At 60.8% G+C, this 19,659-nt stretch carries 16 protein-coding genes; 8 read left to right on the top strand and 8 right to left on the bottom strand.

Annotation, left to right across the window (positions count from 1 at the left end; translation table 11 throughout):
* The first annotated feature begins 14 nt into the window (after window positions 1-14).
* Genes ACM6JQ_RS27795 through ACM6JQ_RS27770 form a run of 6 tightly spaced genes read left to right on the top strand, consistent with a single transcriptional unit; the run spans window position 15 to window position 4,913 of the window.
* Complete coding sequence (locus tag ACM6JQ_RS27795; protein WP_095113444.1) at window positions 15-482, top strand: hypothetical protein; 468 nt, start codon at window positions 15-17, stop codon at window positions 480-482.
* Window positions 479-1,675: a beta-ketoacyl-[acyl-carrier-protein] synthase family protein gene (locus ACM6JQ_RS27790; protein ID WP_414895032.1), complete on the top strand. Its 1,197-nt coding sequence runs from the start codon at window positions 479-481 to the stop codon at window positions 1,673-1,675. Before ACM6JQ_RS27795 ends, ACM6JQ_RS27790 begins: the two co-directional genes overlap by 4 nt.
* Window positions 1,672-2,136: a hotdog family protein gene (locus ACM6JQ_RS27785; protein ID WP_007909451.1), complete on the top strand. Its 465-nt coding sequence runs from the start codon at window positions 1,672-1,674 to the stop codon at window positions 2,134-2,136. The genes ACM6JQ_RS27790 and ACM6JQ_RS27785 overlap by 4 nt, the downstream gene beginning before the upstream one ends.
* Window positions 2,129-2,857, top strand: a complete 729-nt coding sequence (gene fabG / locus ACM6JQ_RS27780) for a 3-oxoacyl-ACP reductase FabG (RefSeq protein WP_007909450.1) — start codon at window positions 2,129-2,131, stop codon at window positions 2,855-2,857. The genes ACM6JQ_RS27785 and fabG overlap by 8 nt, the downstream gene beginning before the upstream one ends.
* On the top strand, window positions 2,857-4,083 hold the full coding sequence (locus ACM6JQ_RS27775; RefSeq protein WP_414895031.1) for a beta-ketoacyl-ACP synthase: 1,227 nt from the start codon (window positions 2,857-2,859) through the stop codon (window positions 4,081-4,083). Before fabG ends, ACM6JQ_RS27775 begins: the two co-directional genes overlap by 1 nt.
* Window positions 4,084-4,109: 26 nt before the next feature.
* Window positions 4,110-4,913 (top strand): hypothetical protein, encoded by an 804-nt coding sequence (locus tag ACM6JQ_RS27770; protein WP_007909448.1) that lies wholly within the window; start codon window positions 4,110-4,112, stop codon window positions 4,911-4,913.
* A 213-nt stretch (window positions 4,914-5,126) separates the two neighbouring features.
* On the opposite strand, the gene ACM6JQ_RS27765 is transcribed toward ACM6JQ_RS27770, so the two are convergent.
* Complete coding sequence (locus ACM6JQ_RS27765) at window positions 5,127-5,510, bottom strand: type II toxin-antitoxin system PemK/MazF family toxin (protein ID WP_042704943.1); 384 nt, start codon at window positions 5,508-5,510, stop codon at window positions 5,127-5,129.
* A gap of 216 nt (window positions 5,511-5,726) precedes the next feature.
* Between ACM6JQ_RS27765 and ACM6JQ_RS27760 the strand changes: the two genes are divergently transcribed.
* Window positions 5,727-6,164 (top strand): excinuclease, encoded by a 438-nt coding sequence (locus ACM6JQ_RS27760; RefSeq protein WP_414895030.1) that lies wholly within the window; start codon window positions 5,727-5,729, stop codon window positions 6,162-6,164.
* An 86-nt stretch (window positions 6,165-6,250) separates the two neighbouring features.
* Here ACM6JQ_RS27760 and ACM6JQ_RS27755 read toward each other — a convergent pair whose 3' ends face one another.
* The gene (locus ACM6JQ_RS27755) at window positions 6,251-7,147 is read right to left on the bottom strand and encodes a LysR substrate-binding domain-containing protein (RefSeq protein WP_414895029.1); all 897 of its coding nucleotides are present in this window, start codon (window positions 7,145-7,147) and stop codon (window positions 6,251-6,253) included.
* Window positions 7,148-7,265: 118 nt separating this feature from the next.
* On the opposite strand from ACM6JQ_RS27755, the gene ACM6JQ_RS27750 reads away from it, so the two are divergent.
* Window positions 7,266-8,540: an MFS transporter gene (locus ACM6JQ_RS27750; protein WP_414895028.1), complete on the top strand. Its 1,275-nt coding sequence runs from the start codon at window positions 7,266-7,268 to the stop codon at window positions 8,538-8,540.
* Between the two features lie 178 nt (window positions 8,541-8,718).
* Here ACM6JQ_RS27750 and hemE read toward each other — a convergent pair whose 3' ends face one another.
* The 6 genes from hemE to aroK form a co-directional block, all read right to left on the bottom strand.
* Window positions 8,719-9,786: a uroporphyrinogen decarboxylase gene (hemE, locus tag ACM6JQ_RS27745; protein WP_414895027.1), complete on the bottom strand. Its 1,068-nt coding sequence runs from the start codon at window positions 9,784-9,786 to the stop codon at window positions 8,719-8,721.
* A gap of 248 nt (window positions 9,787-10,034) precedes the next feature.
* Window positions 10,035-11,453, bottom strand: a complete 1,419-nt coding sequence (locus ACM6JQ_RS27740) for an FAD-dependent oxidoreductase (protein ID WP_007909438.1) — start codon at window positions 11,451-11,453, stop codon at window positions 10,035-10,037.
* A 33-nt stretch (window positions 11,454-11,486) separates the two neighbouring features.
* Window positions 11,487-15,932: a glutamate synthase large subunit gene (gene gltB / locus ACM6JQ_RS27735; RefSeq protein WP_414895026.1), complete on the bottom strand. Its 4,446-nt coding sequence runs from the start codon at window positions 15,930-15,932 to the stop codon at window positions 11,487-11,489.
* Window positions 15,933-16,282: 350 nt separating this feature from the next.
* Window positions 16,283-17,875 carry an AAA family ATPase gene (locus ACM6JQ_RS27730; RefSeq protein WP_123375582.1) on the bottom strand — a complete coding sequence of 531 codons (1,593 nt, stop codon included), beginning with the start codon at window positions 17,873-17,875 and terminating at the stop codon, window positions 16,283-16,285.
* Window positions 17,876-17,885: 10 nt separating this feature from the next.
* Window positions 17,886-18,986 carry a 3-dehydroquinate synthase gene (gene aroB / locus ACM6JQ_RS27725; protein WP_007909430.1) on the bottom strand — a complete coding sequence of 367 codons (1,101 nt, stop codon included), beginning with the start codon at window positions 18,984-18,986 and terminating at the stop codon, window positions 17,886-17,888.
* A gap of 152 nt (window positions 18,987-19,138) precedes the next feature.
* Window positions 19,139-19,657 carry a shikimate kinase AroK gene (gene aroK, locus ACM6JQ_RS27720; RefSeq protein WP_025110261.1) on the bottom strand — a complete coding sequence of 173 codons (519 nt, stop codon included), beginning with the start codon at window positions 19,655-19,657 and terminating at the stop codon, window positions 19,139-19,141.
* Between the last annotated feature and the right edge of the window lie 2 nt (window positions 19,658-19,659).

The raw sequence follows: 19,659 nt of genomic DNA, 5'->3' as shown, positions 1-19,659 counted from the left end.
TTGTGGTGTGGCTAATGTTGGTGGTATTTGTCCTCCTGAGTGCCTGCGCCAGCCAGGCGCCGTTGCCGGCGGGCAATCCGACACTCCCGCTGCCGCTGCAATTGCACATTGAACGCAATCAAGCCGAACAACGCCAGGACTGGCTGCTGGTGATCCAGCGCGAAGGCCCGGGCATCCGCTGGTCGATGATGGATCCGCTGGGTATTCCGCAAGCGCGTCAGCAACTGATCGACGGCCACTGGCAGGCCGATGGGCTGTTGCCGCCGAACCCGGAAGCCCGCGAATTGTTTGCTGCGCTGTTATTCGCCCTGACCCCGTCCGGCGAACTGCTGCGAAATTACCCCGCCGCGCAACAACAGGGACAGCAACGCGCTCTGCCGGCGCGCTGGGATATCCGTTATTCACAACCGTTGAGCTTCGAATTGAACCTGCCCCAAGGCCCGCACTACCGCGTTTCTCCGCTGGGTGAACCGACACCATGACCGCTTACCTGAATGCCCTCGGCGTGATTTGCGCACTGGGCCGCGACAAACATGCCGTCGCGCGCAACCTGTTCGCCGGCGACTGCTCAGGCATGCGCCGCGAGTCCGGCTGGGTGGCGGAGCGTGAGTTGCCGGTCGCTGCCGTCCAGGGTGAACTGGCGCCGATCCCGGCAGAACTCGCCGATCAGCGCAGCCGCAATAACCAGCTGTTGCTGGAAGCGGCATTGCAGATTCGCAATGAGATCAACCAGGCGATCCAGACTTATGGCCGCGAGCGCATCGGCGTGGTCCTCGGCACCAGCACTTCGGGCATCGACGAGGCCAGCCGTGGTCTGGCGCACTACATCCGCGAGCAGCGTTTCCCGGCGGAATACGACTACCGCCAACAGGAGCTCGGCGCCCCGGCCAATTTCCTCGCCGACTGGCTGCAACTGAGCGGCCCGGCCTATGTGATTTCCACGGCGTGCACCTCCAGCGCCCGCGCATTGATGAGCGCTCAGCGTCTGCTCGATCTGGGCCTGTGCGACGCGGTGCTGTGTGGCGGCGTCGACAGCCTGTGCAAACTGACCCTCAACGGTTTCTCGTCACTTGAAGCGATATCCGACGAGCGCTGCAATCCGTTCTCGGCCAACCGCAGCGGCATCAATATCGGCGAAGCAGCTGTGCTGTTCGTCATGAGCAAACAACAGGGCGAAGGCCCGGCCATTGCCTTGCTCGGCGCCGGTGCCAGTTCCGACGCCCATCACATTTCCGCCCCCGAGCCGACCGGGCGCGGTGCCCTGCAAGCAATGCAGAAAGCCTTGAGCCGCGCTCATCTGCAAGCAGCGCAGATCAGCTACCTGAACCTGCACGGCACCGCCACCCAACACAACGACGCGATGGAAAGTCTGGCGGTTGCGACGCTGTTCCCTGAGGGCGTCGCCTGCTCCTCGACCAAACCGATGACCGGCCATACCCTCGGCGCGGCCGGTGCGCTGGAAGCGGCGTTCTGCTGGCTGAGCCTGAGCGCCGACAACCCCGCTCACGCCTTGCCGCCGCACGTCTGGGATGCGCAGGCCGATCCCGCGCTGCCGTCGCTGCAGTGGGTGACCGCGAGCGAGCGCCTGACGTCCATTGCACCCCGCTACCTGATGAGCAACTCGTTTGCCTTCGGCGGCAATAACGTCAGCCTGATTATCGGAGACGCCCCATGACGGCCTGGCCGCTCGCCGAACTGCTGCCCCATGCGGGTGACATGATTCTGATCGACAGCATCTCAAGCTTTGACGATGAGCAGATTTTCACCCGCCTCACGGTCAAGCCCGATGGCTTGTTCAATCTGCCCGACGGCAGCCTGCCAGCCTGGGTCGGCATCGAGCTGATGGCGCAAAGCGTCGCCGCTTTTGCCGGTTGCCACGCAAAGCAGAAAGGCAATCCGGTGGAGCTGGGCTTTCTGCTCGGCACACGCAAGTTCGAGTGCAACGTCGAAGCGTTTCCCGCCGGCACCGATCTGACCATTCATGGTCTGCGCTCGCTGGAAGACGACAACGGCATGGGTGTCTTCGAATGCCATATCAATGGCGATGGCATTCATGCCAGCGCGCGCCTGAATGTGTTCCGTCCGCCTCAGGTCAATCAATATCTGCAACAGACACAGGAGTCGAACGATGACTGAATCCGTACTGGTCACCGGCTCCAGCCGTGGCATCGGCCGGGCCATTGCCTTGCGTCTGGCGCAGGCCGGGCACGATATCGTCCTGCATTGCCGCAGCGGCGTGACTGAGGCGCAAGGCGTTCAGGCGCAAATCGAAGCGCTGGGGCGCAAGGCGCGGATTCTGCAATTCGACGTTGCCGACCGGGAAACCTGCAAGGCCATCCTTGAAGCTGACGTGGAAACTCACGGCGCCTATTACGGCGTGGTGTTGAACGCCGGGCTGACCCGCGACGGCGCGTTTCCAGCGCTGAGCGACGACGATTGGGACGTGGTCCTGCGCACTAACCTCGACGGTTTCTACAACGTTCTGCACCCGGTGATGATGCCGATGATCCGCCGCCGCGCCGCCGGGCGCATTGTCTGCATCACCTCAGTGTCGGGGCTGATCGGCAACCGTGGCCAGGTCAACTACAGCGCCTCCAAGGCCGGCGTGATCGGCGCGGCAAAGGCGTTGGCGATCGAGCTGGGCAAGCGCAAAATCACCGTTAACTGCGTCGCACCGGGCCTGATCGACACGGCGATGCTCGACGAAAACGTGCCGGTGGAAGAATTGATGAAAATGATCCCCGCGCAACGCATGGGCACCCCGGAAGAGGTCGCCAGTGCAGTGAATTTCCTGATGTCGGCGGAAGCCTCGTACATCACCCGCCAGGTGCTGGCGGTCAACGGAGGCTTGTGCTGATGAAGCGCGTCGTCGTCACCGGCATGGCCGGCATCACCTCGCTGGGCAGCGACTGGGAGACCATCGCTGGCAACTTCGCGGCCAATCGCAGCGGCATTCGCCGCATGGACGAGTGGGATCGCTTCAGCGAACTCAACACGCGCCTGGCCGGCCCGATCGATGACTTCGAAGTACCTGCGCACTGGACCCGCAAGCAATTGCGCAGCATGGGCCGGGTGTCGCGACTGGCAGTCGGCGCGGCGGAAAAAGCCCTGGCTGACGCCGGTTTGCTCGGTGACGAATCGATCAAGGATGGGCGCATGGGCGTGGCTTGTGGTTCGTCCACTGGCAGCACCGACGAGATCAAAGCGTTCGGCAACATGCTGCTCAACTCGGTGGCCGAAGGCCTCAACGCCAACTCCTATGTGCGGATGATGCCGCACACCACCGCCGCCAATATCAGCATTTTCTTTGGCCTCACCGGGCGTTTGATCCCGACGTCCAGCGCCTGCACCAGCGGCAGCCAGGGCATCGGTTACGCCTACGAGGCGATCAAGTTCGGCCGCCTGCCCCTGATGCTCGCCGGCGGCGCCGAAGAGCTGTGCCCGACCGAAGCCATGGTCTTCGACGCACTCTACGCCACCAGCCTGAAAAACGATGCGCCGCAAACCAGCCCACGCCCGTACGACAAGGGCCGCGATGGCTTGGTGATCGGTGAAGGTGGCGGCATGCTGGTGCTTGAAGAGCTGGAACATGCTTTGGCGCGCGGTGCGCACATCCACGCCGAGATTGTCGGTTTCGGCAGCAACGCCGACGGCCAGCACACCACGCGCCCGGAGCAAGTGACCATGCGCCGCGCCATGGAACTGGCGCTGGAAGACGCCGGACTCGCGCCGGATGCCATCGGTTATGTAAATGGTCACGGCACCGCTACAGAACAGGGCGACATTGCCGAAACACTGGCGACCAGCAGTTTGTTCGGTGAACGCATGCCGATCAGCTCGCAGAAGAGCTTCCTCGGCCACACCCTCGGCGCCTGCGGTGCGCTGGAGTCATGGTTCAGCATCGAGATGATGAACCGCGATCTGTACGTGCACACGTTCAACCTCGACGAGGTCGATCCGCACTGCGGCAAGCTCGATTACCTGCGCGGTGAATTCCGCCAGATGCATCACGACTACGTGATGAACAACAATTTCGCTTTTGGTGGGGTCAACACCTCGTTGATTTTCCGCCGCTGGCACTGACCGCAACACCTTTTGGAGTGAAGGGAATGACTCAGTTTCACCGCATCGCCGCTCTGTTGGCACTGTTTTTTGTGCTCGGCGGTTGCACCAGCAAACCGGTTTACAACGCCAGGGAAGAGTTCTCGCCCAATCTCGGCTTCACCCAGCAACAGATGAGCCGCGCGATCGTCACCGCGCTCAATGACCGCCAGTGGGTCGTGCAGTCGGTGCGTCCGGGCATGATCAAAGCGGCAATCACTGTACGCGGTCGCCATCACGCCGAAGTCGACATCCCGTTCACCCCGACTTCGTTCGAAATCGACTACCGCAGCAGCTACGGCCTCGACGCCAAGGACGGCAAGATCCACGGCAACTACAACCGCTGGGTCAACCGCCTGCGCGACAACGTGCTCAAGGAGCTGTCGATCAACCCCGACATCGAGTTCGTCAACGATCTGGGCATCGTTAAACAGGGCGCCGACGAGCCGACCTACCTGAGCTTCCGCGAAGGCGTCAAACGCGCTACCGACGCCGGCCTGCTCGACGGCAGCGTAAAGTTCTACCTGGCCGGCGAAACGCTGCCCAAGCAAGTGCGCAAACTCGACACCGTGAGCAGCAGCCGCAAGACCAACGGCTCGAACAAATCCGACGAAGACGCCTGCTTCTGGGCTCTGCAATCGGCGCTGGCCACCCTGCAGAACGCTGCGAAAAAAGCCGACGCCAATGCGGTGATCAACATCGCCAGCGTCGACCAGCGCGATCTGTACAAAGACACCGAGAAATTCCAGTGCCGTGCCGGGCTGGTGGTGTCGAGCGTGGCATTGCGCGGGGACTTGGCGCACGTGGATTGATGGGATTGTAGAAACGACAAAGGGCGCCATTCGGCGCCCTTTCACAAACAGGTTGGCTTGTCATCGCCGATCACCTGTCCGGCTCTGCGATGGCTGGTCGCCCAGGATCCTCAGAGTCTCACAAGCCCCTTGCGGGAACGCTCGCAGTATTGCCCGAATCATCAATCAGGACAACGGCTGGCGTTTGGCCTCACTGCGCCACTTCTGTTGCCATTACAGCCCAAGCGCCCGCCTGACTGCGGCTTTAACGGCGCAGAACTCTTCTGTTTCAAGGTGTGAGATCAAATAGACGCGCCGTCCTTCACGATCTCTGCTTTTGATCCGGTCCAGTCGGGAAAGGCTGACAGTGGCCACCATATCGCACTTCGCCCAACAGATCGGGCTGGCGCCTTGAAGATGGCTGGAGAGTTCGAAATGGTGATCAAGTAAACAATCCGGTGCAGTGGTACTGAGCGGTACGACCGTCACCAACATACTGTTGGTTCTGTGTTTTCGTATCACGACAACGGGTCTGACCTTGACCATCTCAGGTACTTCATAACCTCTGAAGTCGCAGATCAGAACACTACCTTCCTTGGGCTGGTATCGAAGTGGCATCCATGGCACTCACTTAAAGAAATCGATTCTGCGCAAGAAAACAAACGCTCGCTAAAACAGTTCGTAACCGCAAATGTGGTGAACACGGCTCCACAAGCTGAACACTCGCCACACAGCATCTACACTCGCTCATGCAGGCCATCGATACGCCTGTCAGAACGGCGGGCCCGGTCGGTCGAGCACTCGCGGTTCTCTTTCACCGTCAAGGAGATGACCATGCAAGTGAAAGCCCTGATAGCCGCTGCGCTTTTCGCGCTACTGCCCAGCGCCAGCCACGCCACCAACCTGATGTACATGCCCTTCGAAACCGTGCTGTCGGACGCGATTCGCGCCGGGCGGCTGGATGGCAGTGTGAAGTTCTATCTGCTCGGCAATGGGCCGCAGGGCACGCAGCAGTTGTTGCGGCGTGGGGTGGTCAGTGATCTGAAAACCAACGGTTTCAACAAGAGTGACCACGATTCCTGCGAGTGGGTGTTGCAGTCAAATCTGATTAAGTTACAGGCTGATGCCAAGCGGGTCGGGGCGAATGCGGTGGTGAATATCGTCAGTTACTACGACCAGTATGTGCGCAAGGATTTGAATACGTACGAGTGCCGGGCGGGGATATTTGTCACGCGGGTGGCGCTGAAGGGGGATTTGGTGCGGTTGCCCTAACGGCAAGATCAAAAGATCGCAGCCTTCGGCTACTCCTACAATGGAATTCGCGTTTCCCTGTAGGAGTTGCCGAAGGCTGCGATCTTTTAAGCGGACTCGACCTTGCGCGTAAGCAGGTCGACAAACGCCTTGGCCATCGGTGACTTCTGATCCTTGCGCTGCACCAGCCACACCGCAGACACCGCTTCCGGATCGAGCAACGGTCGGTAGACCACGCCGTCGATGCGCATCCGCTGATAGGACGCCGGCAGCACCGAAACCCCCAGCCCCGCTGCGACCAGACCGATAATAGTCATCGCCTCGCCCGCCTCTTGGGCGAAGTGCGGGCTGAACCCGGCATCACGCGCCAGACTCAGCAATTGCGCATACAGCCCGCTGCCGTAGCTGCGCGGAAAGAACACGAACGGCTCCAGCGCCAGCGCCGAGAGGAACAGCCCTTCTTCACTGCCCTGCGCCAGTGGATGCTTGGAACCAAGCACCGCGACCAGCGGCTCACGCATCAACTCCACCACGCTGAGCGAATCCGGCAAACCCAGCGGGCGCATGATACCGACCTCGATCGACTCATCCATCAAACCCTCGGCGACTTGCGTGCTACTCATCTCGCGAAGGTTGAGATGCACCGCCGGAAAACGCTGACGGAAGGAAAAGATCGCCTGTGGAATCGTCGAGTTGAACGGCGCCGACGAGGTGAAACCAATCTTCAACTCGCCCAGTTCACCGAGTTGCGCACGCCGGGCGACATCCGCCGCCTTATCGACCTGCGCCAGCACCAGCCGCGCCTCCTCCAGAAACAATCGCCCGGCCTCACTCAGCTCGACCCGGCGATTGGTGCGTTCGAACAGCCGCGCGCCAACCTCTTGCTCCAGCGCCTGAATCTGCTGGCTCAGCGGCGGCTGCGAGATGCCAAGCACCTGTGCGGCGCGGCCGAAATGCAGTTCTTCGGCAACGGCGATGAAGTAGCGCAGATGACGCAATTCCATGGAAACCCCATTAGGTCGTTAAAACTATCAAACAGGTCGAACAATATATTGGATAGAAACATTAGCCAGCTATATGATTTTTTCATTGCCTGCCTGGCCGTGCCCTCCGAGGTCTGAAGTGAAAACTGCTGTCGCGCCCCTAGCCCATGAAGTCCCGCCTGCTGCGGCCGACGATGTCGACGCCGAGCTGCAAGAGATCTACATCGAAAAAGGCACGCCGATGTTCATGCGCACGGTGCTGGCGCTGTTCAGCGGCGGCTTCGCGACGTTTGCCCTGCTCTATTGCGTGCAGCCGATGATGCCGCTGCTGTCCCACGAGTACGGAATCAACGCCGCGCAGAGCAGCCTGATCCTCTCGGTGGCCACCGGCATGCTCGCCATCGGCCTGCTGATCACCGGGCCGATCTCTGATCGGATCGGGCGCAAACCGGTGATGGTGACTGCGCTGTTCGCAGCGGCGCTGTGCACCATGGCCAGCGCAATGATGCCGAGCTGGGAAGGCGTGCTGATCATGCGTGCGCTGATCGGGCTGTCGTTGAGCGGTCTGGCAGCGGTGGCGATGACCTATCTGAGTGAAGAAATTCACCCGCAACACATTGGCCTGGCGATGGGTTTGTACATCGGCGGCAACGCGATTGGCGGGATGAGCGGGCGCTTGATCACCGGCGTGTTGATCGACTTTGTCAGCTGGCACACGGCGATGCTGGTGATCGGCGGTCTGGCGATGATTGCCGCAGCGGTGTTCTGGAAGATCCTCCCCGAATCGCGCAACTTCCGCTCACGCTCACTGCACCCGCGCAGTCTGCTCGATGGTTTCACCATGCATTTTCGCGATGCCGGTCTGCCGTTGCTGTTTCTTGAAGCGTTCCTGTTGATGGGCGCGTTTGTCACGCTGTTCAACTACATCGGTTATCGCTTGCTGGCCGCGCCGTACAACCTCGATCAGGTGTTCGTTGGCTTGCTGTCGGTGGTGTACCTGTCGGGGATCTACAGCTCGGCGAAGATTGGCTCATTGGCGGACAAACTGGGGCGACGCAAGGTGCTGTGGGCGACCATTGCACTGATGTTTGCGGGTCTTGCGTTGACGATGTTTACGCCGCTGCCGCTGGTTATTGTCGGCATGTTGATTTTCACCTTTGGCTTCTTTGGCGCGCATTCGGTGGCGAGCAGTTGGATCGGTCGACGCGCGACGAAGGCCAAGGGGCAGGCCTCATCGTTGTATCTGTTCAGTTATTACGCCGGGTCGAGCATTGCCGGGACGGCGGGCGGGGTGTTCTGGCATCTCGGCGGGTGGAACGGGATTGGCCTGTTTATCGGCTCGTTGTTGCTGATCGCGCTGCTGGTAGCGTTGAAACTGGCGAAGTTGCCGCCGTTGCAGGGTGTTAAGGCCTGACACAAAACCCCTGTAGGAGTGAGCCTGCTCGCGATAGCGGTGTGTCAGCCAACACATCGGTCGACTGACTCACCGCTATCGCGAGCAGGCTCACTCCTACAAATGATCTGTGTCCGACGTTGGATCGCGGAAACAAAAACGCCCGGCATTTAGCCGGGCGTTTTTTATGGTGTGGCGATCACTCGTGATACTGCGCCGACAGTTCATGCACCGCACGCAGGAACGCACCCGCATGCTCCGGATCAACCTCAGGGGTGATGCCATGGCCGAGGTTGAACACGTGGCCGCTGCCCTTGCCATAGCTGGCCAGAATGCGCCCGACTTCAGTGCGGATCGCTTCCGGTTTGGCGTAAAGCACGGTCGGGTCCATGTTGCCTTGCAGCGCAACTTTGTCGCCAACGCGGGCGCGGGCGTTGCCGATGTCGCAGGTCCAGTCCAGACCCAAGGCGTCGGCGCCGGCGTCGGCGATGCTTTCCAGCCACAGGCCGCCGTTTTTGGTGAAGAGGATCACCGGCACTTGGCGACCGTCGTGCTCGCGGATAAGGCCGCTGACGATTTTCTTCATGTAAGCCAGCGAGAACTCCTGATACGCCGCTGCCGACAGGTTGCCGCCCCAAGTATCGAATATCTGCACCGCTTGCGCGCCGGCCATGATCTGGCCGTTGAGGTACGAAGTCACCGACTGCGCCAGTTTATCCAGCAGCAGGTGCATGGCTTGCGGGTTGTCGTAGAGCATCGCCTTGGTCTTGCGGAAGTCCTTCGACGAGCCGCCTTCAACCATGTAGGTGGCCAGTGTCCACGGGCTGCCGGAGAAACCGATCAGCGGCACGCGACCGTTCAGTTCGCGACGGATGGTGCTGACCGCGTCCATCACGTAGCCGAGGTCTTTGTGCGGATCAGGGATCGGCAACGCTTCGATATCAGCGAGGGTGCTGACGACTTTTTTGAAGCGCGGACCTTCACCGGTCTCGAAGTACAGGCCCTGGCCCATGGCATCGGGGATGGTGAGGATGTCGGAAAACAGGATCGCCGCGTCCAGTTGTGGATAGCGGTCGAGCGGTTGCATGGTGACTTCGCAGGCGAATTCCGGATTCATGCACAGGCTCATGAAATCACCGGCGTGGGCACGGCTGGCGCGGTATTCCGGCAGGTAGCGACCGGCCTGACGCATCATCCACACCGGGGTGACGTCAACGGGTTGCTTGAGCAGGGCGCGGAGGAAACGGTCGTTCTTCAGGGCAGTCATGTCGGCATCCGGAAAAAAAGTGCGGGCATTTTCTCAGAGCGCGACGCAAAAGGCACGGATGCAGGTCAGCCTTTTGTCTATCGGGTCAATTTATTGCGTTGGAATGCAGATTTTTGCAGCAACACAAAGCACTGTGGGAGCCGGCTTGCGAGCGATGCAGACACCTCGTTTTGTCAGATTGAGCGAGGTGATGCTATCGCTGGCAAGCCAGCTCCCACAGGTATTGCATTGCGGTCAGCTAGAAGGGTTTAGACGCCCAAGTAATCGAGGATCCCTTCGGCAGCATTGCGGCCTTCGAAGATCGCCGTCACCACCAGGTCGGAACCGCGCACCATGTCGCCACCGGCAAAGATTTTCGGATTGCTGGTCTGGTGCTTGTACTGACCTTGCTCAGGCGCAACAACGCGGCCCTGGCTGTCGGTCTGGATCTCGAACTGCTCGAACCACGGCGCCGGGCTCGGGCGGAAGCCGAAAGCGATAACCACGGCATCGGCCGGGATAATCTCTTCGGAACCCGGGATCGGCTCGGGGCTGCGACGGCCACGGGCGTCCGGTTCGCCGAGACGGGTCTCGACCACTTTGACGCCTTCGACCTTGTCCTCACCGACGATAGCGATCGGCTGGCGGTTGTAGAGGAATTTCACGCCTTCTTCCTTGGCGTTCTTCACCTCTTTGCGCGAGCCGGGCATGTTCGCTTCGTCACGACGATAAGCGCAGGTCACCGACTTGGCGCCCTGACGGATCGACGTGCGGTTGCAGTCCATCGCCGTGTCACCGCCGCCCAGCACCACAACCTTCTTGCCTTTCATGTCGACGAAATCTTCCGGCGACTTTTCAAAGCCCAGGTTGCGATTGACGTTGGCAATGAGGAAGTCCAGCGCGTCATACACGCCCGGCAGATCCTCACCGGCAAAACCGCCCTTCATGTAGGTGTAGGTGCCCATGCCCATGAACACCGCATCGTATTCGGCGAGCAGTTGTTCCATGGTCACGTCTTTGCCGACTTCGGTATTCAGACGGAACTCGATGCCCATGCCAGTGAAGACTTCGCGACGATTGCTCAGCACGGTCTTTTCCAGCTTGAACTCGGGGATGCCGAAGGTCAGCAGACCGCCGATTTCCGGGTTCTTGTCGAACACCACCGGGGTCACGCCGCCGCGTACCAACACGTCGGCACAACCCAGGCCCGCCGGGCCCGCACCGATGATCGCGACACGTTTGCCGGTCGGTTTGACCTTGGACATGTCCGGGCGCCAGCCCATGGCGAACGCGGTGTCGGTGATGTACTTCTCGACCGATCCGATGGTCACCGCGCCGAAGCCGTCGTTAAGGGTGCAGGCACCCTCGCACAGACGATCCTGCGGGCACACCCGGCCGCAGACTTCCGGCAGGGTGTTGGTCTGGTGCGACAGCTCGGCGGCCTGAAGGATGTTGCCCTCGGCCACCAGCTTCAACCAGTTGGGAATGAAGTTGTGTACCGGGCACTTCCATTCGCAATACGGGTTGCCGCAACCCAGGCAGCGGTGAGCCTGATCGGCCGACTGCTGGGGTTTGAACGGTTCGTAGATTTCGACGAACTCTTTCTTGCGTTGACGCAACAGTTTCTTCTTCGGATCTTTGCGCCCGACATCGATGAACTGGAAGTCGTTATTCAGACGTTCAGCCATTGTTAAAACCTCATCAAACTCTTCAGGCGCATATCACTGCGGGTTGGCACGAGTGCTGGAAAGCAACGATTTCAGGTTGGCAGCCTTGGGCTTGACCAGCCAGAAACGGCGCAGGTAGTCATCGAGGTTTTCGGCGAGTTCACGACCCCACTCGCTGTCGGTTTCCGCGACGTACTCGTTCAGCACGTTTTGCAGGTGGCTGCGATAGGCTTCCATCGCCTCGCCGCTGATCCGCTGGATTTCCACCAGTTCGTGGTTGACCCGGTCAACGAAGGTGTTGTCCTGATCGAGCACGTAGGCGAAACCACCGGTCATGCCAGAGCCGAAGTTGTAACCGGTCTTGCCCAGCACGCAGACAAAACCACCGGTCATGTACTCACAGCAGTGATCGCCAGTGCCTTCCACAACCGTGTGGGCACCGGAGTTGCGCACGGCGAAACGCTCGCCTGCGGTGCCGGCGGCGAACAGCTTGCCGCCGGTGGCGCCGTACAGGCAGGTGTTGCCGATGATGGCGCTTTCCTGAGTTTTGTAAACGCTGCCCTTCGGCGGCACGATGGTCAGCTTGCCACCGGTCATGCCTTTGCCGACGTAGTCGTTGGCATCGCCTTCGAGGTACATGTTCAGACCGCCGGCGTTCCACACGCCGAAGCTCTGACCGGCAGTGCCTTTGAAGCGGAAGGTGATCGGCGCTTTCGCCATCCCTTGGTTGCCATGCTTGCGGGCGATTTCGCCGGAGATCCGCGCGCCGATCGAACGGTCGCAGTTGCAGATATCCAGATCGAACTCGGCGCCGCTCATGTCGTTGATCGCCGACGAAGCCATCTCGACCATTTTCTCGGCCAGCAGGCCTTGGTCGAATGGTGGGTTGCGCTCAACGCCGCAGAACTGCGGTTTGTCCGCCGGGATGTGATCGCTGCCCAACAGCGGCGTCAGGTCCAGGTGGTTTTGCTTGGCGGTCTGGCCTTCGAGGATTTCCAGCAGATCGGTGCGACCGATCAGCTCTTCGAGGGAGCGCACGCCGAGCTTGGCCAGCCACTCACGGGTTTCTTCGGCGACGTAGGTGAAGAAATTCACCACCATGTCGACGGTACCGATGTAGTGATCCTTGCGCAGCTTCTCGTTCTGAGTGGCGACGCCGGTGGCGCAGTTGTTCAGGTGGCAGATACGCAGGTATTTGCAGCCCAGCGCGATCATTGGCGCGGTACCGAAGCCGAAGCTTTCGGCGCCGAGGATCGCAGCCTTGATCACGTCGAGGCCGGTTTTCAAGCCGCCGTCGGTCTGCACCCGGACTTTGCCGCGCAGGTCGTTGCCACGCAGGGTCTGGTGAGTTTCGGCGAGGCCGAGTTCCCACGGTGCGCCGGCGTATTTGATCGAAGTCAGCGGCGAAGCACCGGTGCCACCGTCGTAGCCGGAGATGGTGATCAAGTCCGCATAGGCCTTGGCCACACCGGCGGCGATAGTGCCGACGCCTGCTTCCGCAACCAATTTGACCGAAACCAGCGCCTTCGGGTTGACCTGTTTCAAGTCGAAAATCAGCTGCGACAAGTCTTCGATCGAGTAGATGTCGTGGTGCGGCGGTGGCGAAATCAGGGTTACGCCCGGCACTGCGTAACGCAGCTTGGCGATCAGCCCGTTGACCTTGCCGCCCGGCAGTTGCCCGCCCTCGCCCGGCTTGGCGCCTTGCGCGACCTTGATCTGCAGCACTTCGGCGTTGACCAGGTATTCCGGGGTTACCCCGAAACGGCCAGTCGCAACTTGCTTGATTTTCGAGCTCTTGATGGTGCCGTAACGCGCCGGATCTTCACCACCTTCGCCGGAGTTCGAACGCGCGCCGAGGCGGTTCATGGCTTCGGCCAGGGCTTCGTGAGCTTCCGGCGACAAAGCGCCCAGCGAGATACCGGCGGAGTCGAAGCGCTTGAGCACCGATTCCAGCGGTTCGATTTCACTGATGTCCAGCGGCGTGTCGAGGGTCTTGACCTTGAACAGGTCGCGGATCATCGACACCGGACGGTTGTCCACCAGCGAGGTGTATTCCTTGAACTTGGCGTAGTCGCCCTGCTGCACGGCGGCTTGCAGGGTGTTGACCACGTCCGGGTTGTAAGCGTGATATTCGCCACCATGGACGAACTTCAGCAGACCGCCCTGCTGGATCGGCTTGCGCGGACTCCAGGCTTCGGTAGCCAGTGCTTTCTGCTCGGCTTCGATGTCGACGAAACGCGCACCCTTGATGCGGCTCGGCACGCCACGGAAGCTCAGGTCGCAGACTTCTTCGGACAGGCCGATGGCTTCGAACAGCTGCGCGCCACGGTACGAAGCGATGGTCGAAATACCCATCTTCGACAGGATTTTCAGCAGACCTTTGGTGATGCCTTTGCGGTAGTTCTTGAACACCTCGTAGAGGTCGCCCAGCACTTCACCGGTACGGATCAGGTCGCCCAGCACTTCGTACGCCAGGAACGGATAGACCGCGGAGGCGCCGAAACCGATCAGCACCGCGAAGTGATGCGGGTCACGGGCGGTAGCAGTTTCAACAAGGATGTTGGAATCGCAGCGCAGGCCTTTTTCGGTCAGCCGGTGGTGCACGGCACCGGTCGCCAGCGAGGCGTGGATCGGCAGCTTGCCTGGGGCGATATGACGGTCGCTCAGAACGATCTGGGTACGACCGGCGCGCACGGCTTCTTCAGCCTGATCGGCAACGTTGCGAATGGCCGCTTCGAGGCCAACGCTTTCGTCGTAGTTGAGGTCGATGATCTGCCGTTCGAAACCCGGGCGGTCGAGGTTCATCAGCGAGCGCCACTTGGCCGGCGAGATCACTGGCGAGCTGAGGATCACGCGCGAGGCGTGTTCCGGCGACTCCTGGAAAATGTTGCGCTCGGCACCGAGGCAGATTTCCAGCGACATCACGATCGCTTCACGCAGCGGGTCGATCGGCGGGTTGGTGACCTGCGCGAACTGCTGACGGAAATAGTCGTACGGCGTGCGCACACGCTGGGACAGCACGGCCATCGGCGTGTCGTCGCCCATCGAGCCAACGGCTTCGTAGCCTTGCTCGCCAAGCGGACGCAGGACCTGATCGCGCTCTTCGAACGTGACCTGATACATCTTCATGTATTGCTTGAGCTGATCGACGTCGTAAAACGCCGAACCGTGGTCGTTGTCTTCCATGGTCGCCTGAATGCGCAGGGCATTCTTGCGCAGCCATTGCTTGTACGGATGACGGGATTTCAGACGGTTGTCGATCGCATCGGTGTCGAGGATCTGCCCGGTTTCGGTGTCCACCGCGAAGATCTGCCCAGGGCCGACACGGCCTTTGGCAATCACGTCTTCCGGCTTGTAATCCCACACGCCGATTTCCGACGCGAGGGTAATGAAACCGTTGGTGGTGGTGACCCAACGCGCCGGGCGCAGACCGTTACGGTCAAGCAGGCACACCGCGTAGCGACCGTCGGTCATGACCACGCCGGCCGGGCCGTCCCACGGTTCCATGTGCATCGAGTTGTACTCGTAGAACGCACGCAGATCCGGGTCCATGGTTTCGACGTTCTGCCACGCCGGCGGAATGATCATCCGCACGCCACGGAACAGGTCGATACCACCGGTGACCATCAGCTCGAGCATGTTGTCCATGCTCGAGGAGTCGGAACCGACACGGTTGACCAGCGGGCCGAGCTCTTCCAGATCCATCAGATCGTTGCTGAACTTGGTCCGACGGGCCTGCGCCCAGTTACGGTTACCGGTAATGGTGTTGATCTCGCCGTTGTGGGCGAGAAAGCGGAATGGCTGCGCCAGCGGCCATTTCGGCAGGGTGTTGGTGGAGAAGCGCTGGTGGAACACGCAGATCGCGGTTTGCAGGCGCTCGTCACTCAGGTCCGGATAAAACGCGGCCAGATCGGCCGGCATCATCAGGCCTTTATAGATGATGGTTTTGTGCGAAAAGCTGCAGATGTAGTGGTCGGAGTCGACGGCGTTGGATACCGACGAACGGCGACGGGCACTGAACAGCTTCACGGCCATGTCCTGATCGCTCAGGCCTTCGCCGCCGATGTACACCTGCTCGATCTGCGGCAGGCGCTCGAGAGCGAGGCGGCCGAGGACGCTGGTGTCGATTGGCACTTTACGCCAGCCGATCAGTTGCAGGCCTTCAGCGAGGATCTCGCGGTTCATGTTCTCGCGAGCGGCTTCGGCCTTGACCGGATCCTGGTTGAAGAAAACCATGCCCACCGCGTATTGCTTGGGCAACTCGACGCTGAAGGTTTCCTGGGCAATGGCTCGCAGGAACGCGTCAGGTTTTTGAATCAGCAGACCGCAACCGTCACCGGTCTTGCCGTCGGCATTAATCCCACCGCGGTGGGTCATGCAGGTCAGGGCCTCGATGGCCGTTTGCAAAAGGGTATGACTGGGCTCGCCCTGCATATGGGCTATCAGGCCGAAACCGCAGTTATCCTTGAATTCATCTGGTTGGTACAGACCTGCTTTCATAGACACTTTCTCACCAGGCTGCCTCTTTTCGAGGCAAATTTCTTTTCAATTCAACCACTTGCGTCCTGCGCCGAACGTACGCCGGCTTGGCGGGGGCAAAAGGGTGGTCATTGTACACAGCGACACAGAGGCTCACAAATTTGACGACGAAATGTCGCAAATTCATGTCGCATTTGTGAAAGGTTTAAAGCGATCTGCTGTGCTAGTCAAAACTTTTTTAATTTTGACCGCAACGACTCAAAGACTACTGTAACGCAGACACCACAAGGCACGCGGTCTGTAGAGACGGCGCGCACTTGCAGAAATTTTGAGGTGCTTGGAGAGGCGGCCTGGGTAAGGCCGCCGAATCTTCAGCGAGTTGTTGCCAGTTCCTGTTGGACGCTGGCGACAGTGCGAGGCCAAGGTTTACCAGCCTGAACCTTCGCTGGCAAGGCCTTGATGGCAGAAACGGCTGCATCACGATTGGCGAAGTTGCCGTAGGTGATCACATAGAGAGGCTTGCCGTTGAGCACTTTCTTGAAATAACGGTACTCGCCGCCCTGCTCTTTGACGAAGTTTTGCGCCGCCGCTTCAGAGCTGGTGCCGAGGATCTGCACCACGTAGTTGCCGGTCGGCTGACCGGCGTACCAGCTGCCACCGGCGGCTTTGGCAACGGTCACCGGCTTCTCGGCCGGTTTGGCAGCGGCGACTGGCTTGGCTGGCGCTGGAGCCGGTTTGGCGACTGGCGCGGCTGGAGCAGGCTTGGCGGTGGCAACTTGCGTCGGCGCCGGGGTGGGCTTGGCGGCTGGCAACGGAACCGGTGTCGGCGCGGGACCGGCCGGAACGCCCGCAGGCGGTGCGGAAGTGGTTACGGTCGGCGGGGTATTGCTGGAACCTTCCAGTGGCACACCATCGTCGCCTTCGGTAATACCGCCGGCCGCTTCGGCCAACGGGCCGCGCATGACCGGTTGCGAGTTGCCGACCAGCGGCAACGGCATCGGCTGTGTATTACCGGCGAACTCGACGTTCGGCGCGCCGCCATTGGCTGCGCCCTGGCCCAATGGCAACTGTGCCTGCTCATTGGCCGGTGCACCGGTGGTCGGCGCCTTGTTGCGACCCGGCATCAGCCAGGCGGCAGCGACCGCGACCACAACGACGGCGGAAATGGCCAATACGTGTTTCTTCGGCATGTTGAACCCCATACTTGGACGCTTGACCGCTGAGCGGCTGGCAATCATGACTTCGATCAGAGCATCGCGAGCGACCTGGTTGATGTTGCCCGGCCAACCCTCGGCACTTTCGTGAATATCAGAGATCTGATCTGCGGTGAAAAGTTCGACACCCCGGCCGGCACCTTCGAGCCGTTGGTCGAGATATTCGCGAGTCTCTTCTTCGGTGTAAGGCTGCAACTCGATGACGTGAAAGCGCTCTTCCTCAAGATGCAAAGCCTCAAGCTGAGCGATCAGCGACGACTCACCGAACAAGAACACGTGCGGGCGACCTTCCGGTGCGCCGGCACCCAGCGCCATCAGCGCTTCGAGGGCGGATTCATCGAGCTGCTCGGCGTCATCCACCAACAGATAGACTTCCTGACCGGTCAACGCGAGTTGCACCACTTGTTCCAGAATCGCGCCAACATCGGCCTGAGCGACGTTCAGTGCCTGCGCCACTTGGCGCAGCACGCCAGCGGCATCACCGGCGCCACGGGCGGAAACCACCACGCTCTGCACCGACTGCTTGTTGGTGCTGGCGACCAGCGCCTGGCGCAGCAGCGTCTTGCCGCTGCCTTGCGGGCCAGTGACCACCAGTAGCAACTGGCTGTAACGCGCCAGATGATGCAACTGCCCCAGCACCGGTTTGCGCTGGGCCGGGAAGAACTTGAAGCCCGGCACGCGTGGCGCGAACGGGTCGTGACTTAACTGGAAATGGCCGAGGAACGCCTCGTCGGCATGCAAACTAGTCATCGGAATCTTATTAACCTTTAAGCTGAGCCAGGGCGCGGTAATCCGCTCCCAGCGTGGCCTGTAGAACCTCTTTCGGATAATCGTCGGTCACTACCGCTTCGCCCATCCGGCGCAGCAGCACCAGGCGCAGACGACCGTCGATCACTTTTTTGTCGATTGCCATGTGTTGAAGAAAATCGGCCTCGGTCATTTCAGTCGGTGGCACCACCGGCAGACCGGCGCGCTGGAACAGGCGGATACCGCGATCGCGTTCCTCATCACTGATCCAGCCCAGACGCGCAGACATCTCCAGCGCCATCACCGTGCCAGCTGCGACCGCTTCCCCATGCAACCAGACACCATAGCCCATGTGGGTCTCGATGGCGTGACCAAAGGTGTGGCCAAGGTTGAGCGTGGCGCGCACACCGGTTTCCTTCTCATCGGCGCCGACCACCGCAGCCTTGGCTGCGCAGGAGCGCTCGATGGCGTAAGTCAGGGCTTTCTGGTCCAGCGCGCGCAGGGCGTCGACGTTGTCTTCGAGCCAGGTCAGGAACGGCTCGTCGCAGATCAGCCCGTATTTGATGACTTCCGCCAGGCCGGCAGACAGTTCGCGCTCTGGCAGGGTTTTCAGGGACGCCGTATCGATCAGCACCACGTTCGGCTGATAGAACGCGCCGACCATGTTCTTGCCCAGCGGATGGTTGATACCGGTCTTGCCGCCCACCGATGAATCGACCTGAGAAAGCAAAGTGGTTGGAATCTGGATGAAGTCGACGCCGCGCTGATAGCAGGATGCGGCGAAACCGGCCATGTCGCCGATCACACCGCCGCCCAAGGCGATCACGGTGGTGCGGCGATCATGACGGGCGGTCAGCAGACCGTCGAAGATCAGTTGCAGGGTTTCCCAGTTCTTGAAGGCTTCGCCGTCCGGCAGCACCACGGAGATCACCGAGAACTGCGCGAGGCTGCGGGTCAGACGTTCAAGATAGAGCGGCGCAACGGTCTCGTTGGAGATGATTGCCACTTGCCGCCCATGGATGTGCGGAGCCAGCAACTCGGGCTGATCCAACAAACCTTCGCCAATATGAATCGGGTAGCTGCGCTCGCCTAGATCGACCTTGAGTGTCTGCATGTGTCCCCACAGTGAAGATGGAAGCAGGCGTCCTGCCCTGAATTATTGGTTGTCTGCGGCCTACAGCGGGTATGACGCCGCTCGCACGCCATCCGCCACAACCTCGACGGGCTGTGACAGGACGCCGAGGATAGCGCATTTCGAACGATGCTTTAACGGGGTGGAAGCTGCGCCAGACGATCAAGAATGTCGAGCACCACCATGCGTGGCGGCCGTTCGTCGGTTTCCACCACCAGATCGGCGATTTCCCGATAGAGCGGATCGCGGATCGCCAGCAGGTCGCGCAGGGTTTTCTCCGGATTGGCGGTGCGCAGCAACGGCCGATTGCGGTCGCGCGCCGTGCGGCCGACTTGCTGTTCGACGGAGGCGTGCAGATACACCACTCGCCCACCCTCATGCAGGGCCTTGCGATTGGCATCGCGCATGACGGCGCCACCGCCGGTCGCCAAGACCACGCCGTCGAACGCGCACAGCTCGGCAATCATCGCCTGCTCACGGTCACGAAAGCCGGGCTCGCCTTCCTTGTCGAAGATCCACGGGATATTGGCGCCCGTGCGCAGTTCAATTTCCTTGTCGGAATCTTTGAACGGCAGGCGCAGCTCTTTGGCCAGCAACCGGCCGATGGTGCTTTTGCCAGCGCCCATCGGTCCTACAAGAATCAAATTTCGCACAG

Origin of the sequence: Pseudomonas sp. IT-232MI5, from assembly GCF_949767845.1 — a bacterium.
Lineage (GTDB): Bacteria > Pseudomonadota > Gammaproteobacteria > Pseudomonadales > Pseudomonadaceae > Aquipseudomonas.
The sequence above is the reverse complement of the archived record's forward strand: the minus strand, read 5'-3'. Positions and strand labels throughout refer to the sequence as shown.